Raw genomic sequence first — 17,575 nt, 5'->3', positions numbered from 1 at the left:
TCGTCTTAGCGTCGGTCCGTGAGTTCTTCCCCCTCGATCGTCTGGTTCCGCCGTGATTTGCGGACATCCGATCACCCGGCCATTCTCGCCGCCGCGGAACGTTCTCCCCGCGCACTCGGATTATTCGTTCTCGACGACCGGTTGCTGAAACCGTCGGGACAGCCGCGAATCGATTTCCTGCACCGCTGTCTGCACGCCCTGACCGACGAGCTCGGCGGCCGGCTGATGGTCGTGCACGGTGACCCGGTGCAGACCGTTCCGCGCATCGCGAGGGAGATCGGCGCGGGCAGCGTCCACATCTCCGCGGACTACGCGCCGTACGGGCGCCGCCGGGACGAGGCCGTCGAGGAAGCGCTCGGAGACGTCGAGCTGGTCCGTTCCGGCTCGCCCTACGCCGTCGCGCCCGGCCGGGTGCTCAAGGGCGACGGCACGCCGTTCAAGGTCTTCACGCCGTTCCGCAACGCCTGGCTCGACCACGGCTGGCGCGGGCCCGCCGACACCGACGCCTCCACTGTGGACTGGATGAAGCCGGAGCGCACTGACGAGATACCTGCCGTCAAAGAAAATCTCCCGGACGCGCTCAAGCTCTGGGAGAAGTTCCGCGACGAACGGCTCCCGGACTACGACAAGACCCGCAACCGCCCCGACCTCGACGCCACCAGCCGGATGTCGGCCTTCCTGCGCTGGGGCGTGCTGCACCCGCGCACGCTCCTGCGGGAGTGCGACGGCACCTACCGCAACGAGCTCGCGTGGCGCGAGTTCTACGCGGACGTGTTGTGGCACAAGCCGGAGACCGCGCGGCAGAACCTCGACCGCAAGTTCGACCGGATGGAGCACGACGACGACCTGGAGCTGTTCGAGGCCTGGAAGCAGGGACGCACCGGCTACCCGATCGTCGACGCGGGCATGCGGCAGCTGCTCGAAGAAGGCTTCATGCACAACCGGGTGCGCATGATCGTGGCGAGCTTCCTCGTCAAGGACCTGCACCTGCCGTGGTGGTGGGGTGCGCGGCACTTCATGGAGCACCTGATCGACGGCGACCTCGCGTCGAACCAGCACAACTGGCAGTGGGTCGCCGGCAGCGGCACGGACGCGGCGCCGTTCTTCCGCGTGTTCAACCCCATGACGCAGGCCAAGAAGTTCGACCCGGACGGCGCGTACGTCCGGAGGTACGCGCCGGACTCACCGGACATCACGCCGATCGTCGACCACGCGGTCGAACGCCTGGTCGCGCTCGACCGCTACCAGGCCATCAAGTCCTGAGCGCCTCGCGGAGCTTGACGCGAGCGCCGGTCCTCAGCACGGCGTTCGCGTAGACCTTGCCGCCCAGCCAGGTGATCGCCGCGATGGCCGCCAGCGCCAGCACGACCGCCAGCACCACCTGCCACGTGGGCGCCACCCCCATCGCCATCCGGCCCGGCATCAGGATCGGCGCGAACGGCGGCAGCAGCGACAGGATCGTCACGGTCTGCCCGGAGGGGTTGCTGATCATCAGGTTGATGCCGGCCACGAACGCCACGATGATCGTCATGCTGATCGGCGTCAGCACCGACTGCAGCTCCTCCTGCCGCGACACCAGCGACGCCGCCGCCGCGAACACGGTGGCGTACAGGAAGAAGCCGAGCAGGTACCAGAGGACGCCGGTCGCGAGTGCCGCGCCGCCGACGGAACCGACGTCGACGACGTCGAACGCCGACGACAGCGCGAGCCCGACCGTGGAGATCACCAGCAGCTGCAGCAACCCGACCGCGCCGAGGCCGATCACCTTGCCCAGCAACAACTGCCACGGCCGCACGGTCGCGAGCAGGATCTCCACGACCCGGCTGGACTTCTCCTCGACCACGCCTTGGGCGACCATCGTCCCGTAGACCAGCAACGAGTAGTACAGCAGCGCGGCCACCACCAACCCGATGGCGAGGCGCTGACCTCGTTGCGGGTCAACGGGTTCCAGCGCCGTCACGCCCACCCGCACGTTCGCCAGGTTCTCCGCGACCTGCTGCGGCGTGATACCGGCCTCGGCGAGCTGCGCGACCAGGACCTGTTGGCGCAGCACGTCGTTCAGCGCCGTGACGAGCACCTCGTCGCCGGAGCCCTTGACGATCATCCGCAGCTCCGGCGGCGCGCCGGTGACCAGCGCGTCGAGTGCGCCGTCGCGCACCAGCTGCTCGGCGTTGGAGTCGGTCACGTCCCGCGTCTCCAGCTCGACGCCGAACGACTTCGCCTTCTCCCGCAACGGTTCCGCGAGCTGCGTCGCCTGGCCGGAGAGGCCGACGACGCTGCGCTGCCGGTCGTCGAAGAGCACCGACTGCAGCACCACGTACCCGGCGAGCACCGCGATGATCACGGCGGTGCCGATCAGGAACGACCTGGTGCGCACCTTCGTGACGAACTCGCGCCGCGCCACCAGGCCCACCGCCCTGGTGGAGGTCATGCGGTCCTCTCCCCGGTGCTGACGACGTTGCGGAAGAGCTCGGTCAGCGACGGGCGCTGGCGGGAGAACTCGTGCACGGGACCCGCCGACAGCGCCGCCTTCAGCACGGCCTGGTCGTCGACGTCGTCCGCGAGCTCCAGCACGCAGCGCGTCCCGTTCTTCTCGATCACCCGCACACCACCCAGCGTGGCAGCCCAGTCGGTCGTCGGCGATTCGACGACGAGCCTCGGCACCCCGCCGGACCGGAGTTCATCCACCGTTCCCACGGCGACCATCGCACCGGCACTCACGATGCCGACCCGGTCGCACAGCCGTTCCACCAGGTCGAGCTGGTGGCTGGAGAACACCACGGGCACCCCGGCGGAGGCCTTCTCGCGCAGCACGCCGCTCATCACGTCCACGGCGACCGGGTCGAGGCCGGAGAACGGCTCGTCGAGCACCAGCACGTCCGGGTCGTGCACCAGGGCCGCGGCGAGCTGCACGCGCTGCTGGTTGCCGAGGCTGAGCCGCTGCACCTCGTCGGTGCGCCGGTCGCGCAGCCCGAGCCGGGCGATCCAGTTCTCGGCGTTGCGGTGCGCGTCATTGGTGCTCAGGCCGTGCAGCTCGGCCAGGTAGACGAGCTGGTCGAGCACCCTCATCCGCGGGTAGAGCCCGCGTTCCTCCGGCATGTAGCCGATCCGCCGCCGGGTGTCGAGGTCGACGGCTCTGCCGTTCCACCGCACCTCGCCGGAGTCGGCCGCGAGCACGCCCAGCGCGATCCGCATGGTCGTGGTCTTCCCGGCGCCGTTGCTGCCGACGAACCCGAAGAGCTCGCCCGCACGCACGTCGAACGACATGTCCCGCAGGGCGACGACCTCTCCGTAGCGCTTGGAGACCGCGTCGATCTCCAGCACGCCCTCAGGCACAGTGCACCCCTTCGTTAGCCCGGATGGCGGTAATCGGGCTCAAAGTATCGATGAGCAGGGAACGGGTGAAACGATACGGGCGTCTACGGCGAATCGAACGAACGACTGATTCACTCAACGGGGGTGACCATGCAGCCCATCGAGCCAGACCAGTGGCTCGCCCAGTACGGGGCGAAGATCGAGCAGGCCAAGCAGCAGGCCGAGCAGGCCCGCGACCAGCTCGGAGGCGTGGGCGGGAGCGCCAGCTCGCCGGACGGGATGATCACGGTGACCGTCAACGCCACCGGGGTGTTGACAGATCTCCGCATCAAGCCGGAAGCCCGCGGCATGGACCCCGGTCAGATCGCCTCCGAGATCCTCGCCGCGTCCTCGAAGGCGCAGCGTGAGGCCTCCGGGCGGGTCGTGCAGATCATGACCGACTTCGTCGGTGAGAGCCCCGCGCTTGACTTCGTGAAGCAACAGATGCCGAACGGATACGCGGGCGACGGAACCGACGAGGAAGAACCGAAGTCGGAGTTGGAGCGCAAGGACACGCGGCCCGACGACGAGTACTTCACCAACCCGCCCGACGTCATGGCCTGAGTGCAGGAGGGGGTTAAGGCATGAGCCAGTTCAATCTCGATCTCGACGAGCTCAGACGCCACGCCGCGAGCGTGGACCGGCTGACCGATCGGATGCGCAAGGCCACCGAGACGTGCGATCCCGGTTCGCTCACGACCGAGGCGTTCGGCGTGTTCGCGGGCTTCCTGGCCTCGTACATCCTCAAGACCGCCGGTATGTCGCAGGACGGTCTCGGCAAGGCCGCCAACTCGCTGATGGACATGGGCATCGGGCTCCGCGAGACCATCGAGCAGTACGAGCAGGTCGACCTCGACAACATGTTCGGCTTCACCGGAAAGGGCCGAGGATGAACGCGCCCGCCACCCAGGCCAAGGGAACCGATCCGCAGCAGCTGATCAGCACGATCTCGAACACCTACAACGCCATCGAGCGCGGCGACTGGGTCCAGGGCGGCCTCGGCATCGCGAACACGGCGATGGGCATCGTCGGCATGGCGTCCAACCCGCTGAGCGGTTTCCTCTCCGCCGGTTTCAGCTGGGCGATGAACCACGTCGACTTCCTGCGCGAGCCGTTCGACGTGCTGCTCGGCAACCCGGAGGCCATCGGCAAGATGGCCCAGTCGTTCCGGTCGGCGGGCAAGCAGGTCCAGGACATCGCGACCGAGTACAAGAAGCTCTGCGTCGAGCAGACCCGCGAGTGGGAGGGCAAGGCCGCTGACGGGTACCGCGCGGCCGCCCAGAAGCACGCCGGCGGCCTCGAGTCGCTGTCCAAGGCCGCCAACGGCATCGCGGGCGCCGTCGAGGGTGCGGGCCAGCTGGTGGGCACGGTCCGCAAGATGATCATGGACATGATCAGCCAGGCCGTGTCGGACATGGTCATGAAGATCATCCAGTGGCTCGCGGCCTCGTTCCTGACCTTCGGCGCGGCCATCGCGGGCGCGATCGCGGACATCGTGACCACCGCGGTGAAGTACGCGAAGAAGCTGGCCGACTTCCTGCAGAAGCTCGCCGGCTCGCTGCAGAAGCTGATGAACCTCGTCAAGAGCGTCCAGCAGATCGCCCAGATGGCCGAGCAGGTCATCAACGCGATCTCCGCCATGGCGCACAAGGGCGCGGGAGGCGGTGGCGGTGGCGTGACCCGGCCGTCCTCCGGCGGTCTCGGCATCGACGCGGGCCACCTGGACCGCGCGTCCGGCGGCGCCAACGGCCAGTACTCGCACGACCAGGGCGGCTACCGCGGTGGCCCCGGTGGCGGCAGCGGCGGCCCGCAGGTCCAGCCGGTCTACAACCCCGGTGGCGTCCCCGTCGGCTCCGGTGGCGGCAACACGGGCACGTCCGGCACCGGCGGTCCGGTCGTCCGGCCGCCGTACACGCCTCCCGGCCAGGGCCAGGGCGGTCAGTGGGTTCCCGGCCCCGGCGGTGGTTCCGGCGGCTCGGGTGGTTACGTGCCCAGCCCCGGTGGCGGCTCCGGCGGCTACCCCGGCTACCCCCAGGGACCGGGTGGCGGCTCCGGGGGCACCGGCGGGCAGGGTCCCGGCCGGTGGGTGCCGGGTCACTGGGAGTACGACACGACGACCACGGCCGGTGGCAACACCGGGACCAGGCCGCCGTCGATCGGCACGCCGAGCACGGGTGACTGGTACCGCCCGGCCGTCGAGCCCCCGACGTCGTCCACGTCGTCGAACTCGTCCACGTCCTCCGCGGGCGGCGGTGGCGGTGGCGGCGGCATCCCCAAGGGCATGGGCGGCGGGCGGCTCCCGGCCGGTGCCTTCGGTGGCGGCCCGGCCGGCGGTGGTGGCGCGGTGCGACCACGATGCACGGTGGCGCGGCCGGTGTCATGCCGACCGCGCGGTGGTGCCGTCGGTGGCGCCGTTCCCGCCGGTGGTGGCGGTGGCGGCGGCGGTGGTGCCGCGGGCGGCATGATGGGTGGCGCTCCGATGGCCGGCGCGGCCGGTCAGCAGGGCGGCTCCAACGAGCACAAGCGGAAGGTGCGGATCGAGGGCGACGCCCTGGTCGACCCGCCCAAGGCCGCGAAGCCCGTCATCGGCGAGTAACCCGCGTTCCTTGCGCTTCGAGGGCGTCTGCAAGTACCACCGACTTCGAGTTGGTAGTACTTGCAGACGCCCTTTCACGTCGCGGTGGGCGCGGCGGCGAAGAGCTTCGCGATCATGGGTTCGGCCTTCGCGCGGTCCTGCGGCACCAGGCCGATGCGGGTGCGCCGGTCGAGCACGTCGTCGACGGTCAGCGCGCCCTCGTGCTGGACAGCGTGCAAGACGTCGGCCTCCGTCACACCGGGTGCGATGGGCGTGGTGGGGTGCGGGCGGTCGTCCACCAGCCTGATGTCCTTGGTGCGACAGGGGATTCGTGTCAGACCGGTCGCGTTCACCGCGTCCGCCGCCATCTTGCGGTAGGTCGTGAGCTTGCCGCCGACGATCGTGAGCACGCCGTTGGGTGCTTTGTGGACGGTGTGGTTCCGGGACAGGTCAGCGGTCTTGCCCTCGGCTCCGAGCAGCGGTCGCAGTCCGGCGTAGCTGCCGATGACGTCCTGTCTCGTCAGTTCCCTTTGCAGCACGTGGGAAGCGGTCGTGAGCAGGAAGTCCACATCGGACTCGGGAACGGTCGGCACGTCCGGGATGTCGTCGACCGGCTCGTCGGTGAGACCGAGGTAGGCGCGGCCGTTCGCCTGGGGGAGCAGGAAGGCGTAGCGGTTGCGTTCGCCGGGCACCGGGATCATGACGGCGGTTCCCGCCAGGCCGACGTTCTTCGCGTCGACCACCAGGTGTGAACCGCGGGACGGCTGGAGCCGCACCGGTGCGAGCGTGCCCGCCCAGACGCCGGTCGCGTTGACCACGGCCCTGGCCCTGATGGTGAAGGCGGTGCCGGTGAGGGTGTCCGTCGCCTCTGCCCCGTCGCCCTGCAGCGCGGTGACCTTCGCGCGGGTGATGATCCGCGCGCCGTACCCGGCCGCGGTCCTGGCGAGCGCGACCACGAGCTTCGCGTCGTCGACCAGCTGGCCGTCGTAGCTGAGCAGGCCGCCGACCAGGTTGTCCGCGCTGAGGCCGGGGACCAGTGCCAGCGCCTCGTGCTTCGGCACCCGGCGCGGTCGCGGCAGGACGGTGGAGGGGGTGCCGGCGGCGATGCGCAGTGCGTTGCCCGCCTTGAGCCCGGCCATGACGAAGTTGTTCGCCTTGTCGTGCAACGGGAACAGCATCGGCAGCGTGCGGGTCAGGTGTGGTGCCGTCCTGGTCATCAGGATGCCGCGCTCGACCGCGCTCTCGTGGGCGAGCTTTACGTCGCCGTGCGCCAGGTACCGCAGCCCGCCGTGCACGAGCTTGCTCGACCACCGCGACGTCCCGAACGCCAGGTCGTGCGCCTCCAGCAACACTGTGCTGAGCCCGCGCGAGGCCGCGTCGAGGGCGACCCCGGCTCCGGTGACACCGCCGCCGACCACCAGCACGTCGACGACTTCCCGTTGTGCTGCTTCGAGGTCTTCCTGGCGGCGAGCGGCGTTCAGGGATGAGTTCACGGCTTCAGCGCTCCGTCCAGCTGCTTGGCGAGCTCGTCCAGCAACGAGGTGAAGTCGAGCCCCGACGTCGCGGGCCGGGTCGACAGCACCATGCCCTGCGTCGTCAGCAACACCACCCGCGCCTGCGTCTTGGCGTCCCCGAACCGGATCGACCCGTCGACGTGCCCGGCCTCGATCTGCGCGATCAGGAACTCCTCCACCAGCCGCTGCGTGCTGCCCAGCCGGTCGACGAGGTACGGCAGCATCAGCTCGGCGTCGAGCTGCAGCACCCGCTGCATGAGCGGGTTCGCGCCCATCAGCTTGATCGCGTCCACGGCCCTGCTGACGAGCTGCTCCCGCGCGTTGCCCCGCCCGCTGGTCCGTTCGAGCAACGCCGCGAACTCACGCGTCATCAACGCCCGCACCAGGTGGTCCACGTCGGGATACCTCCGGTAGAGCGTCATGCGGCTCACGCCGGCCCGTTTCGCCACGTCGGTGAGGGTCGTGCGGCGCACCCCCACCTCCAGCACGCACTCACGGGTCGCGTCCAGCAGGTCCTCTTCAGTGTGACGTTGAGACGTCATGTGTAACACTGTAGCAGTGACTAGGGCCCGCTGGACCACCGAGACCACTCCGCTGCCGCCACACGCGCTGGCCTGGCTGAGCGCCCGCGTGGGCCTCGGCGAACCCCTCCAGCCCGCGCCGGTGCAGGCACCCCCGGCCGCGCTCTCCGAGGACGCCTTCACGGCCCTGGAGGCCGTCTGCACGGTCAGCCTCCTCGACGCCGACCGCCTGGAACACGCCGGCGGCCTCTCCTACCTCGACCTGCTGCGCCACCGCGGCCACGGCGACCTCCCGGTCCCCGACGCCGTGGTCGCCCCGGCGTCCCCCGAGGAGGTCGCCGAGGTCCTGCGCGTGTGCGTCGAACACGACGTGGCCGTGGTCCCGTTCGGCGGCGGCACCTCGGTCGTGGGCGGCGTGGAGGCCCTGCGTGGCCCGAAGTCCGCGGTCGTGGCCCTCGACCTGGCCGGTCTGGGTTCGCTGGTGTCGGTCGACCCGCTCTCCCGCGTCGCCGTGCTGCAGGCGGGCATCACCGGCCCGGAAGCCGAACGCCTCCTCGGCGAGCACGGCTTCACCCTCGGCCACTTCCCGCAGTCCTTCGAACGGGCCACGATCGGCGGTTTCGCCGCCACCCGCTCCGCCGGCCAGGCCTCGTCGGGCTACGGTCGCTTCGAGGACATGGTCGAGTCGGTCCGCCTGGCCACCCCGGTGGGCGAGTGGGTGGTGGGCGCCGCGCCCGCGTCCGCGGCCGGTCCGGACCTGAAGCAGCTGGTCATCGGCTCCGAGGGCCAGTTCGGCGTGATCACCGAGGTGTCGCTGCGGGTGCGGCCTCGCCCGTACGGACCGCGGTATGAGGGGTTCGTGGTCGACGGCTGGGAAGCGGGCGTTTCACTTGTGCGTTCGTTGGCCCAGGACGGCGTTCTGGCCGATATCACGCGTCTGTCCGATGAGCACGAAACCGAGGTCGCGCTGGCGTTGGCCGGTAGCAAGGCTTCTGTGGTCACGCGGTACTTGCGCTTCCGCGGCGTTGCCAAGCCCTGCCTCGTGATCCTGGGCTGGGAGTGCCGTTCTCGGTCGGCGACCATGAGCTCGTTGAGCGGCCATCGGGTCGTGCGCCTGGGTCGTGCGATGGGTGCTTCTTGGCTGCACGGCCGGTACAACGGGCCGCGTCAACGCGATGCGCTGCTGGACGCTGGCGTGTGTGTGGAGACGCTGGAGACCGCCACGCACTGGTCGAGGGTGTCGGAGCTGCGGGACGCCGTGCGCTCGGCTTTGCTGGCTGAGCTGGGAGATGCCGTGGTCATGTGCCACATCTCGCACGCCTACGAGACCGGGGCTTCGCTGTACTTCACGGTGCTGGTGCCGCGGAGTCTCGAGGATCCGGTGGGCCAGTGGGCACGGGCGAAGGTCGCCGCTTCCGACGCGATCTCCCGGCTCGGCACGATCACCCACCACCACGCCGTGGGCCGCGACCACCAGCCGTGGCTGGAGAACGAGATCGGCTCGATCGGCGTCGACGTGCTGCGGGCGGTGAAGGCTCAGTTGGACCCGACCGGCATCCTCAACCCCGGCAAGCTGCTCTGAGGCCGCAAAATTGTCGGTGTCACCTGGAAGAATAAAAGCAGGGGACCCCTTGGAGGGGACCCCTGCGTCAGCTTGGAGCGATCAGAACTTCACGAGCATCTTGCCGGTGTTGTCACCGCGCAGCATGCCCAGGAAAGCGGAGGGGGCCTGGCGGACGCCGCCCTCGACGACGGTCTCGGTGTACTTCAGCTGACCGGAAGCGATCCAAGCGCCGACCTCGGCCACGAACTGCGGCTGCAACGCCTTGTGGTCACGCACGAGCAGACCGCGCAGCGTGAGGCGCTTGGCGATCAACTGTGCGAGGTTGCGCGGGGCGGCGGGCGGCTCGGTGTCGTTGTACTGGGCGATGGCGCCGCAGATGGCGGCCCGGCCGTGCACGTTGAACACCGAGATCGCGGCCTCCAGGTGCTCACCGCCGACGTTGTCGAAGTACACGTCGATGCCGTCGGGCGCGGCGGCGGTCAGCTGGTCCAGGACCGGGCCGTCCTTGTAGTTGAAGGCGGCGTCGAAGCCGAGCTCGTCGACCAGGTACTCGACCTTCTCGGCGGACCCGGCCGAGCCGATGACGCGGGCGGCGCCCTTCAGACGGGCGATCTGGCCGACGACCTGGCCCACGGCACCCGCGGCGCCGGAGACGAAGACGGTGTCGCCCTCCTTGAACTCCGCGGTGGAGAGCAGGCCCGCGTAGGCGGTGAGGCCCGGCATGCCGAGCACGCCCAGGTACGCGGTCAAAGGTGCCACGGACGGGTCGACCTTCACGGCGTGCGCGCCGGAGACGACGGCGTACTCGCGCCAGCCGAAGCCGTGCAGCACGTGGTCGCCGACCGCGAGACCCTCGGCGTTCGACGCCACGACCTCGCCCACCGCGCCGCCGTCGAGCGGTGCGCCGACCTCGAACGGCGGCACGTACGACTTCACGTCGTTCATCCGGCCGCGCATGTACGGGTCGACGCTCATGACCACGTTGCGCACCAGGACCTCACCGTCGCCGGGCGTCGGGACCTCGACTTCGGCGATCTCGAAGGTCTCCTCGGTCGGCCAGCCGGTCGGGCGGGACGCGAGCCGGACTTCGAGCGCGGTGCTGGTCATGGTCGAACCATCTCCATCCAGGTGTGAGGGGGTGTACCCGGCACAACGCCCCACAAACGGATAACCATTCCGCTTTGTGAGCTAGCTCGCAGGCAGCAGGGTCGTCACGTCCCGGTACGCGAAGCCCAGCTTGCGGTACAGGGCGATGGCCGGCGCGTTGAAGTTTTCGACGAAGAGCGCGCATGTGCCGTAGAGGTCCAACAGCGATGACGCCACGAACTGGCACACGCGCAGACCTAAACCACAGCGCGCGTAGGACGGGTGCACCGCAACGCCCATCATGAAACCCACGTTCACCGACGACCACGCCTCCGCCGCCGTGGCCACCAGCGCGCCGCTTTCGACCACACCGGCCCAGCGACGCACGCCCCGGTCGCCCGGCCACGCCCACGACGTCGGCAAAGCCTTGTGCAGCAACGGTTCCACCCCATCGGCAGACGGCAACCAGCACACGCCGGACGGTGCCTCCAGCGAACCCGACCGGTCCATCCACCCGAACGGCTGGTCCTCCACCCACGGCTCGGGCATCAGCTCCCGCACCTCGGCGGCCACCGACCGCTCCAGCAACGGCCGCAACGCGACCCCTCGCCCGTGCGCGGCCAGCAACGACGCCACGCCCTCGCTCGGCCCTGACAGCACCAGCCGGCGCCGCCGGGTCAGCTCAGGGGCGTGCACCGCGACCGCACCGCGGTGCTCCCAGGCCGCACCACCCGACGACAACGCCTGAGCCGCCCACCGGACCAGCGGGTCCGCGCAGGCGTCGAGCACGTCGGCGGTGGTGCGTAAGCGGCGCACTCAGTCCTTCTGCTTGCGGCGCAACAGGGTGCGCTTGGCCAGCGACTCCTCCAGCGCCTGGTACGCGAGGTCCATCGCCCGGTTGTACTCGCCCTGCGGCCGCGGTGGCACCGACTCGTCGGGCTGCGGCGGCGTGACCATCTGCAGCCAGCGCTCGTTCCACAGCTGCTCGACGGCGGCCTCCCAGTGCAGCGCGGCCCCCATCCGCACCACCCGCTCGCGGTCGCGCACCTCGGCGATCTCGTGCTGCGTCGCCGCGATCCGGTCGGCGAGCTCGGCACACCGCACCTCGTCCAGCTTGCGCTGCCTGGCCGCCGCTTCGGTGGCGATGGCGATGATCTCCTTGTAGCGCTCGACCGCGGAGAGCGCCGGCACCTCGATCACCTCCTCGCTCTGGCGTTGAGCCGGAACCGACTCGAACATGGCCGTCGTCGTCGGGTTCATCGAACCTCCAGTTGACGTGTACCCGCTGTGGCGAGGTTGCCAATCCCAGATACGAGGCAATGAGCCATAGGTGCGACCTGGCGCTGTGCCGGGTTCAAGACACTTCTCCCGTGTCGAACGGGATGATCACCTGCGGCCGCGAGTGCTCGAACCTGTCGAAGAACAGGCCACGCCGTGGTCGCGGCGACCACGCCATCACCTGCTCCGGCCCGAGCGACAGCAGCTCCTTGCCCTGGACGTCGAACGCCACCCAGGCGCCGATGTCGTCGTAGACACCGGGCGGCAGGCTCGCCTTGAGCCTCTGCACCCCGCGCCACCAGCCCAGCACGTGCGTGCGGTTCTCCGGGCCGTGCTTCAGCACGGTCCGCAGGCTGTCCAGACTGGACGAGCGCGTCGCCGGATCCTTTTGCTCCAGCAACGTCTGCGCGGCGTCCACGCCGTACAGCACCAAGTAGTGCGGGGTCAGCGGCGCATCGGTCTCGCCGGTGTTGATCGACCGCAACCGTTCAGCCGTCTCGTCCAGCAGCGCGCGGACGTCGCCCATCTCGATCACCGACGCGTCGTGCCCGTCCGCGCTGAGGCGCTTCATCAGGTGCAGCGCCGCGGGCATCGCCTCTTCCACCAGGCAGACCAGCGAGAACCGCGCCTCGTGCGCGAGGTGCTGGCGGCCCAGTGACGCGGCCGCTCCGCCGAGCACCGCGGCCGCGTCCTGGACCACCGAGCCGATCACCGCGATGTTGCGTCCCGGTGTGCGGGCGAAACGCACGCGTGCCGCGCTGCCCGCGACGTCGATGACCTGTCCGAGCAGCACGGTGGGCGATGCGTCGCCCGGCCGCAGGTCGAGGAAGTCCGGCAACGCGTCGAGCAGCGGGACCTTGCTGCCGTCGAACAGGCCGGGCGCCTGGCCGGGATCGCGGCGCCACAGCTCGTTCTGCAGGAAGTCCATGGTGCCCTTGGACGTCGAGTCCGGGATGCGGGCGATCTCGTTGCCCGGCTTGACGCCCGACTCGTGGTTGATCACCGCGTGCCAGCGCGGCAGCTCCACGGCGGCGTCGTTCTGCGGCTCGGCGAGCACCCGGCGGGCCTTGGGCAGCGCGATGCGGACGGTGAACTGCTCGAAGATCGCCGACTTGCCCCAGAAACCTTCGATGCCGGACACGTCCTGCGACGACAGCACCAGGTGGATGCCCTGCGAACGGCCGCGGCGCGCCACGTCCTCCAGCAGCTGGGTCGCGGCGGCGGTCACCTGGTCGCGCTCGCCGAACAGGTACTGGAACTCGTCGATCACCGCGACGATCCGCGGCCAGCGGCCACCGGGGTCCTCGGCGCGCAGGTGTTCGAGCTTGGTGACCTCGTGCTGCTTGGCCGCGTCCGCGCGCCTGCGCATCTCGTCGGACAGGAACCTCAGCAGCGCCACCCCGAACTCGCGGTCGGTGTTGACGTTCACGCCGACCAGGCGCGCGTGCGGCAGCCACGACGGGTCCTTGCGGCCCGGCGCGAACTGCGCGAACGACACGCCCTCCTTGAAGTCGAGCAGGTACAGCTCCAGCTCGTCGGGGGAGTAGCGCGCGCACAACGACCCGAGCATCGCGTACAGGAAGTTCGTCTTGCCCGATCCGGAAGGCCCGCCGATCAACGCGTGCGGCGAGGTGTCGCCGAGCTGCACGCAGACCGGCTCGCCGTCGTCGAACCCCACGGGCGCAACGACTCCGGCCGCCGAGTTCTCCGTCCACGGCCGCTCCGGCAGCAGGTCGCCGAACGTGCTCATCCGCGACCGCCGCTCTTCGCGCTTGTCCGCGATGGCGGCACACGCGCGCGGCACCAACGTGCGCGGCAGAGCGGGATCCAGCGTCACCGTCACGTGCTTGCCGGTCATCGTGCAGACGGCCGTGCCGTCGCCGCGCAACGACACCGTCTCCACCGGCGAGTTGACCGTGATCGGGATGTCCACGATGAACAGCTGCACGCCGCACGCCAGCCCGTTGCGCGCCACGCGTTGCAGCTGCTGCTGGTGTTCTTCCTTCAACGCCTTGCGGTTGCCGAACAGCACGGCGATCCGCCACGGCTCGGTGCGCCGGCCCTCACCGCTGACCGAGCGCACGGTGAGGTGCCCGTCGACCAGCACCTTGGTGTGCACCTGGCGGATGTGCTCGGACAGCTCGTCGAGCAGCTCGTGCAGCCGCGCCGGGTCGTGCACGGTCAGCAGCCCCGCGCGCGTCAACGGGTACAGCCCCGGCAACGAGCCGGTCAGCTGCCCGACGTCCCACACGTGCACGTGCACGAGTCCCGGCTGGAAGTGCGACAGCACCCGCAGCAACAGGTTCTCCACCAGCGTGTCCGCGAGCTGGCGGCTGTCCGAACCGGACGCCACGTGCAGGTGCGCCTGGTCCAGCAGCGGCACGGCGACCGGGAACGGCGCGGTCTCCGGCGCGGACGTCACCACGCCGGTGCCGATCCGCCACAGCTCCGGCACGCCCTCGCTGCCGTCGTGCGTGCCCGGCGTGCCGAGCCACGACTCGTGCGGCCACGACGCGGGCCCGGCGGCGACGGAGTTCACCAGCGCCGTCAGCTGGTCCGGCCCGGTCGCGGTCCACTCGTGGTAGGACTGCTGCCAGTCGTGCTCGATCTGGGCGAGCCGCTCGGCGAACTCGGCCATGGACAACGGGGCCTGGCGCGGTTGCGCGGTCCGCTTCTCGTCCACGGTGAGGAACCGGGTCACCTGCGTGAGCGCCGAGTCCCTCATCGCGCGGTCGATGCCCATGCCGCGCACGGTGAACTCGAACATGTCCTTCGCGTGCTCGGTGGCGAGCGCCCGGTGTTCGCGCGCGACCGAGCCCAGCGCGGCCGCCACGGCGCGCTGGAACTCCTCGAAGGCTTCCTCGATCCTCCGCCGCCGGTCGTCCCGCCTGCTCATCACAGCTCCACGGTGAGTCGTTGGATGCGCTCTAGGGTTCCCACCATCAGCTCCAGCTGTTCGGGGAATCTTTCCTTGGCACGCACGAACTCCACTGGAAGAAGCGACTCGTGGTGGTTCTCGCTCGACTCGGCGAGGATGGCGACCGCCTCGTCGAGACCGTCCTGCGCACTGCGCACACTGCGGTACGACTCGCGCAGGATCTCGCTCGCCTGCTCGAGCGCGGCACGAACCTCGCCGATCGACGCCATCAAAGCCTGCTGTTGATGCCCTCGGCCCCGGAAATGCCGGCGCCGAGGTAGTTCTGCAGCTCGCTCACACCCTGAACGACCTGCTGGAACTGTGCGTTCGTCGTCTCGACGTCGCCCTGCACGGAGCCCTGTGTGACCGATGTCAGCAACTGCTGCGCGTCCTCGGCGAGCTCAGCCGCCTGTTGGAGGGCCGACTGGCTTTGGCTCGCCTTGTCGATCGCCTGGGCAATTGCGGCACGGACCTCTTCGATGCTGGCCATGTCGACTCCCGAACCCTCCCGGAACAGGGCGGTCATACGACCACCCTCAGTAGAGATTGTGCCCAGATTTTCACAGCTGAGACCGAAGATCGGCTAACCGGGTGGATGCCTGAATCCACTCGAACGGGCCTTGATTTAATGATCAGTTAGGCGCGCTACTGGCCCCTCGCCCCGAGCGTGTCGAAAGACTTACCATCCGCTCTACAGCGCGTGGCGCACAGCTCCGACCGGCCGAGTGAATCACGACGGTCTTCCAGGTGACCTGTCACGCGGAGTGCCTGCCCCGAACGGGTCATCCCCTGCCCACGCCTCGACCAGCACGCGCTCGGCCCCCGGCACGAGTGCGCTGATCAACTCGGGCTCGTCGAGCACCGTCCACGCGGTCGGCGGCTCACACGCGACCCGCGGCGTCGGGAACCCGGCGCCCAGCCCGCGCACGAACGTGCGAACCGCCCGCGCGAGCGCCGCGGACACGTTGTGCGTGGTCCTCTCGGTGCTGGGCTCGGTGATGACGACGGCCCAGCAGCCGGGCTCCTCGTCCGAGCAGTCGCGGGCGTCCACGACCTGCGCCCCGGTACGGCTGCTGAGCGCGTCGCACGCGGCCCGCGCCTGGTGCTCGTCCGCCGCCTCGACCACCACGGTGATCAGCAGCACGAGGTCGTCTTCGCTCATCTCGGGCGTGATTGTCCCCCAGCCGCACGGCCCGCGCGGTACCGGCCCGGTCTGCGCCGTATGGATGATTGTCGCCGGGGCAAGCAGATGGTTAGCGTGAAAAGGCAACTTCATGGTCCGATGGAGTGAGAACCTCCGCCGGACATCTTCCGGGGGGAAGTCATCAGCGCTCAGGTGCACCAGCGAGGGATGGCCGGCTGGGCCGGCACGGTCGTGGTCAACGCGGTGCTGGGCTACGTGGGCGTGTTCCCGCTCGCGATGGCCCTCAGCGCGCTGGCGAACACGGTCGGTGTGTGGCTCGGCTTGGCGGAACACGACCTCAAGTTCGGCAATGACGGCATCGGCTTCGCCATCGGCCTGACCGCGTTGCTGTTCTTCGGTTTCGCGGCGATCTTCTGGACGGTGAACTCCTGGGTCTCGCGCCTGCTGAAGGTGCGCGGCCCGGCGTTCTGGGGCGTCGCGCTCGTCGTCGCCGTCCTGCCCACCGTCGTTGCGATCGCCGCTCCGGAGGTGTGGCTGGCCGTCAGCTGGCTCTGAGGTCAAAGCCCGCGCACGAACTGCAGGATCCGCGCCACCGCGGCACCGTCGGTCAGCAGCCCGGCCACGACCTGCTCCTCGAACGCGGACCCGCGGATCCGGCCGGTGCCGGCGCGGGTGTCGGAGATCGGCACGATCTCGTCGTCCGCGCCGTGCAGCCACAACGTCGGCAACGAGCCCAATGACGGCCCGGAGCTCACCTCGTCCATCAGGTCGGCGAGCTCGTCGGACGCGCCGTCCCACATGCCCAGCACCGGCGACACGAGCACCAGTGCGGCGAGGCCGGAGTGCGTCTGGGCGTGCCGGACGGCGGCGGGTGCGCCGGTGAAGTGTCCGATGAGGACGACCGGAAGTGAGGAACTCTCAACCGCGGCGGCGATGTCGTCGGTCAGCACGACGGGGACACCGGCGGTCTTCAAGCCGAAAGCGATGCGCTCGCCGTGCAGGAGCACGGCGAGCCATCCGGGTACTTCCATTCAGGCAGCGTAGAACGCACTTATCTCGATTCGACCACCCGAACACACCGGTCCCAGCGTCCACGGCACGCTGATCGGCGCCGTCTCGTTCGGCGGGATCGCCGCGGCCTTCGACGGTTCCGGCTGGCACGGGCCGTCGACCGGCTCGCCGCCCGCGGGAATGACGCCCCAGTGCAGGTTCGCGGCCGCCTTGGCGCCCGGCGCCAGGTTCACCGGTTTGGGGCCGGGGTCGGCCATGCGCTCCAGCTTGGTCGGCACCGCGCCGGCACCGTTCTCCAGCTGGAAGCCGCTGTAACCGCTCAGCGTGCACTGCGCGCTGCCGGTGTTCGTGACGACGAACTTGCCGTACCTGTTGCCCGCGCCCGCGTCGGTGGGTTCCACCGCGCCCTTGAGCACGCTCGCGTTGCAGCGCTTCACGGCCAGCTCGCCGCCCGCGTTGGCCTCCGTGCTGGACGGGGGTGCGGGGGACGTGCTGGAAGGCGGATCCGAGGTCGTCAGCGTGTCCGACGAGCCGACCTCCGCGGTTCTGTCCCCGCAGGCCGTCACGGAAGCGAGCACCAGCAGGCCGCAAGCGATCAACCGTCGAGTCAT

Annotated in this window: 19 protein-coding genes; 6 read left to right on the top strand and 13 right to left on the bottom strand. The window is 69.8% G+C overall.

The features are described from left to right. The first annotated feature begins 18 nt into the window (after positions 1 to 18). Positions 19 to 1,263 carry a cryptochrome/photolyase family protein gene (locus tag BBK82_RS11230; RefSeq protein WP_071812578.1) on the top strand — a complete coding sequence of 415 codons (1,245 nt, stop codon included), beginning with the start codon at positions 19 to 21 and terminating at the stop codon, positions 1,261 to 1,263. Here BBK82_RS11230 and BBK82_RS11225 read toward each other — a convergent pair. Together BBK82_RS11225 and BBK82_RS11220 are read right to left on the bottom strand one after the other, a co-directional pair. Continuing rightward, positions 1,253 to 2,431 carry an ABC transporter permease gene (locus BBK82_RS11225; protein ID WP_065914952.1) on the bottom strand — a complete coding sequence of 393 codons (1,179 nt, stop codon included), beginning with the start codon at positions 2,429 to 2,431 and terminating at the stop codon, positions 1,253 to 1,255. The genes BBK82_RS11230 and BBK82_RS11225 overlap by 11 nt on opposite strands. Next, entirely contained in the window at positions 2,428 to 3,336 is a 909-nt protein-coding gene (locus BBK82_RS11220) for an ABC transporter ATP-binding protein (RefSeq protein ID WP_065914951.1), read from the bottom strand. The genes BBK82_RS11225 and BBK82_RS11220 overlap by 4 nt, the downstream gene beginning before the upstream one ends. A gap of 129 nt (positions 3,337 to 3,465) precedes the next feature. Between BBK82_RS11220 and BBK82_RS11215 the strand changes: the two genes are divergently transcribed. The 3 genes from BBK82_RS11215 to BBK82_RS11205 are packed head-to-tail and all read left to right on the top strand — an operon-like array spanning position 3,466 to position 5,950. Beyond that, on the top strand, positions 3,466 to 3,918 hold the full coding sequence (locus tag BBK82_RS11215; RefSeq protein ID WP_065920982.1) for a YbaB/EbfC family nucleoid-associated protein: 453 nt from the start codon (positions 3,466 to 3,468) through the stop codon (positions 3,916 to 3,918). Positions 3,919 to 3,938: 20 nt separating this feature from the next. Continuing rightward, positions 3,939 to 4,247: a hypothetical protein gene (locus BBK82_RS11210; protein WP_065914950.1), complete on the top strand. Its 309-nt coding sequence runs from the start codon at positions 3,939 to 3,941 to the stop codon at positions 4,245 to 4,247. Continuing rightward, positions 4,244 to 5,950 (top strand): WXG100 family type VII secretion target, encoded by a 1,707-nt coding sequence (locus BBK82_RS11205; RefSeq protein ID WP_065914949.1) that lies wholly within the window; start codon positions 4,244 to 4,246, stop codon positions 5,948 to 5,950. Before BBK82_RS11210 ends, BBK82_RS11205 begins: the two co-directional genes overlap by 4 nt. Positions 5,951 to 6,024: 74 nt before the next feature. On the opposite strand, the gene BBK82_RS11200 is transcribed toward BBK82_RS11205, so the two are convergent. Then, positions 6,025 to 7,422: a glycerol-3-phosphate dehydrogenase/oxidase gene (locus BBK82_RS11200; RefSeq protein WP_065914948.1), complete on the bottom strand. Its 1,398-nt coding sequence runs from the start codon at positions 7,420 to 7,422 to the stop codon at positions 6,025 to 6,027. Next, positions 7,419 to 7,985, bottom strand: a complete 567-nt coding sequence (locus BBK82_RS11195; RefSeq protein WP_065914947.1) for a TetR/AcrR family transcriptional regulator — start codon at positions 7,983 to 7,985, stop codon at positions 7,419 to 7,421. The genes BBK82_RS11200 and BBK82_RS11195 overlap by 4 nt, the downstream gene beginning before the upstream one ends. Between BBK82_RS11195 and BBK82_RS11190 the strand changes: the two genes are divergently transcribed. Next, positions 7,984 to 9,546: an FAD-binding oxidoreductase gene (locus BBK82_RS11190; protein WP_071812577.1), complete on the top strand. Its 1,563-nt coding sequence runs from the start codon at positions 7,984 to 7,986 to the stop codon at positions 9,544 to 9,546. The genes BBK82_RS11195 and BBK82_RS11190 overlap by 2 nt on opposite strands. 81 nt (positions 9,547 to 9,627) lie before the next feature. Here the strand turns inward: BBK82_RS11190 and BBK82_RS11185 are convergent, their stop codons facing one another. From BBK82_RS11185 to BBK82_RS11155, 7 genes are all read right to left on the bottom strand, one after another. Further along, positions 9,628 to 10,635 carry an NADP-dependent oxidoreductase gene (locus tag BBK82_RS11185; RefSeq protein ID WP_065914946.1) on the bottom strand — a complete coding sequence of 336 codons (1,008 nt, stop codon included), beginning with the start codon at positions 10,633 to 10,635 and terminating at the stop codon, positions 9,628 to 9,630. 81 nt (positions 10,636 to 10,716) lie between these two features. Beyond that, positions 10,717 to 11,430, bottom strand: coding sequence for a GNAT family N-acetyltransferase (locus tag BBK82_RS11180; protein ID WP_065914945.1), 714 nt, complete (start codon positions 11,428 to 11,430; stop codon positions 10,717 to 10,719). Continuing rightward, entirely contained in the window at positions 11,431 to 11,874 is a 444-nt protein-coding gene (locus BBK82_RS11175; protein ID WP_154697250.1) for a hypothetical protein, read from the bottom strand. A gap of 94 nt (positions 11,875 to 11,968) precedes the next feature. After that, positions 11,969 to 14,788 carry an FtsK/SpoIIIE domain-containing protein gene (locus tag BBK82_RS11170; RefSeq protein ID WP_065914943.1) on the bottom strand — a complete coding sequence of 940 codons (2,820 nt, stop codon included), beginning with the start codon at positions 14,786 to 14,788 and terminating at the stop codon, positions 11,969 to 11,971. Continuing rightward, positions 14,788 to 15,039, bottom strand: a complete 252-nt coding sequence (locus tag BBK82_RS11165; RefSeq protein WP_065914942.1) for a hypothetical protein — start codon at positions 15,037 to 15,039, stop codon at positions 14,788 to 14,790. The genes BBK82_RS11170 and BBK82_RS11165 overlap by 1 nt, the downstream gene beginning before the upstream one ends. Beyond that, on the bottom strand, positions 15,039 to 15,335 hold the full coding sequence (locus tag BBK82_RS11160) for a hypothetical protein (RefSeq protein ID WP_237048135.1): 297 nt from the start codon (positions 15,333 to 15,335) through the stop codon (positions 15,039 to 15,041). The genes BBK82_RS11165 and BBK82_RS11160 overlap by 1 nt, the downstream gene beginning before the upstream one ends. 204 nt (positions 15,336 to 15,539) lie before the next feature. Then, positions 15,540 to 15,971, bottom strand: coding sequence for a hypothetical protein (locus BBK82_RS11155; protein ID WP_065914941.1), 432 nt, complete (start codon positions 15,969 to 15,971; stop codon positions 15,540 to 15,542). A 189-nt stretch (positions 15,972 to 16,160) separates the two neighbouring features. Here BBK82_RS11155 and BBK82_RS11150 point away from each other — a divergent pair, with 189 nt between their 5' ends. After that, entirely contained in the window at positions 16,161 to 16,508 is a 348-nt protein-coding gene (locus tag BBK82_RS11150) for a hypothetical protein (protein ID WP_065914940.1), read from the top strand. A gap of 2 nt (positions 16,509 to 16,510) precedes the next feature. On the opposite strand, the gene BBK82_RS11145 is transcribed toward BBK82_RS11150, so the two are convergent. Together BBK82_RS11145 and BBK82_RS11140 are read right to left on the bottom strand one after the other, a co-directional pair. Continuing rightward, on the bottom strand, positions 16,511 to 16,984 hold the full coding sequence (locus BBK82_RS11145; RefSeq protein ID WP_065914939.1) for an alpha/beta fold hydrolase: 474 nt from the start codon (positions 16,982 to 16,984) through the stop codon (positions 16,511 to 16,513). After that, the gene (locus tag BBK82_RS11140) at positions 16,985 to 17,575 is read right to left on the bottom strand and encodes a DUF4232 domain-containing protein (RefSeq protein ID WP_065914938.1); all 591 of its coding nucleotides are present in this window, start codon (positions 17,573 to 17,575) and stop codon (positions 16,985 to 16,987) included. It lies immediately after the preceding gene.

It is taken from the genome of Lentzea guizhouensis, from assembly GCF_001701025.1.
In the GTDB taxonomy this organism is placed as follows: domain Bacteria; phylum Actinomycetota; class Actinomycetes; order Mycobacteriales; family Pseudonocardiaceae; genus Lentzea; species Lentzea guizhouensis.
The sequence above is the reverse complement of the archived record's forward strand: the minus strand, read 5'-3'. Positions and strand labels throughout refer to the sequence as shown.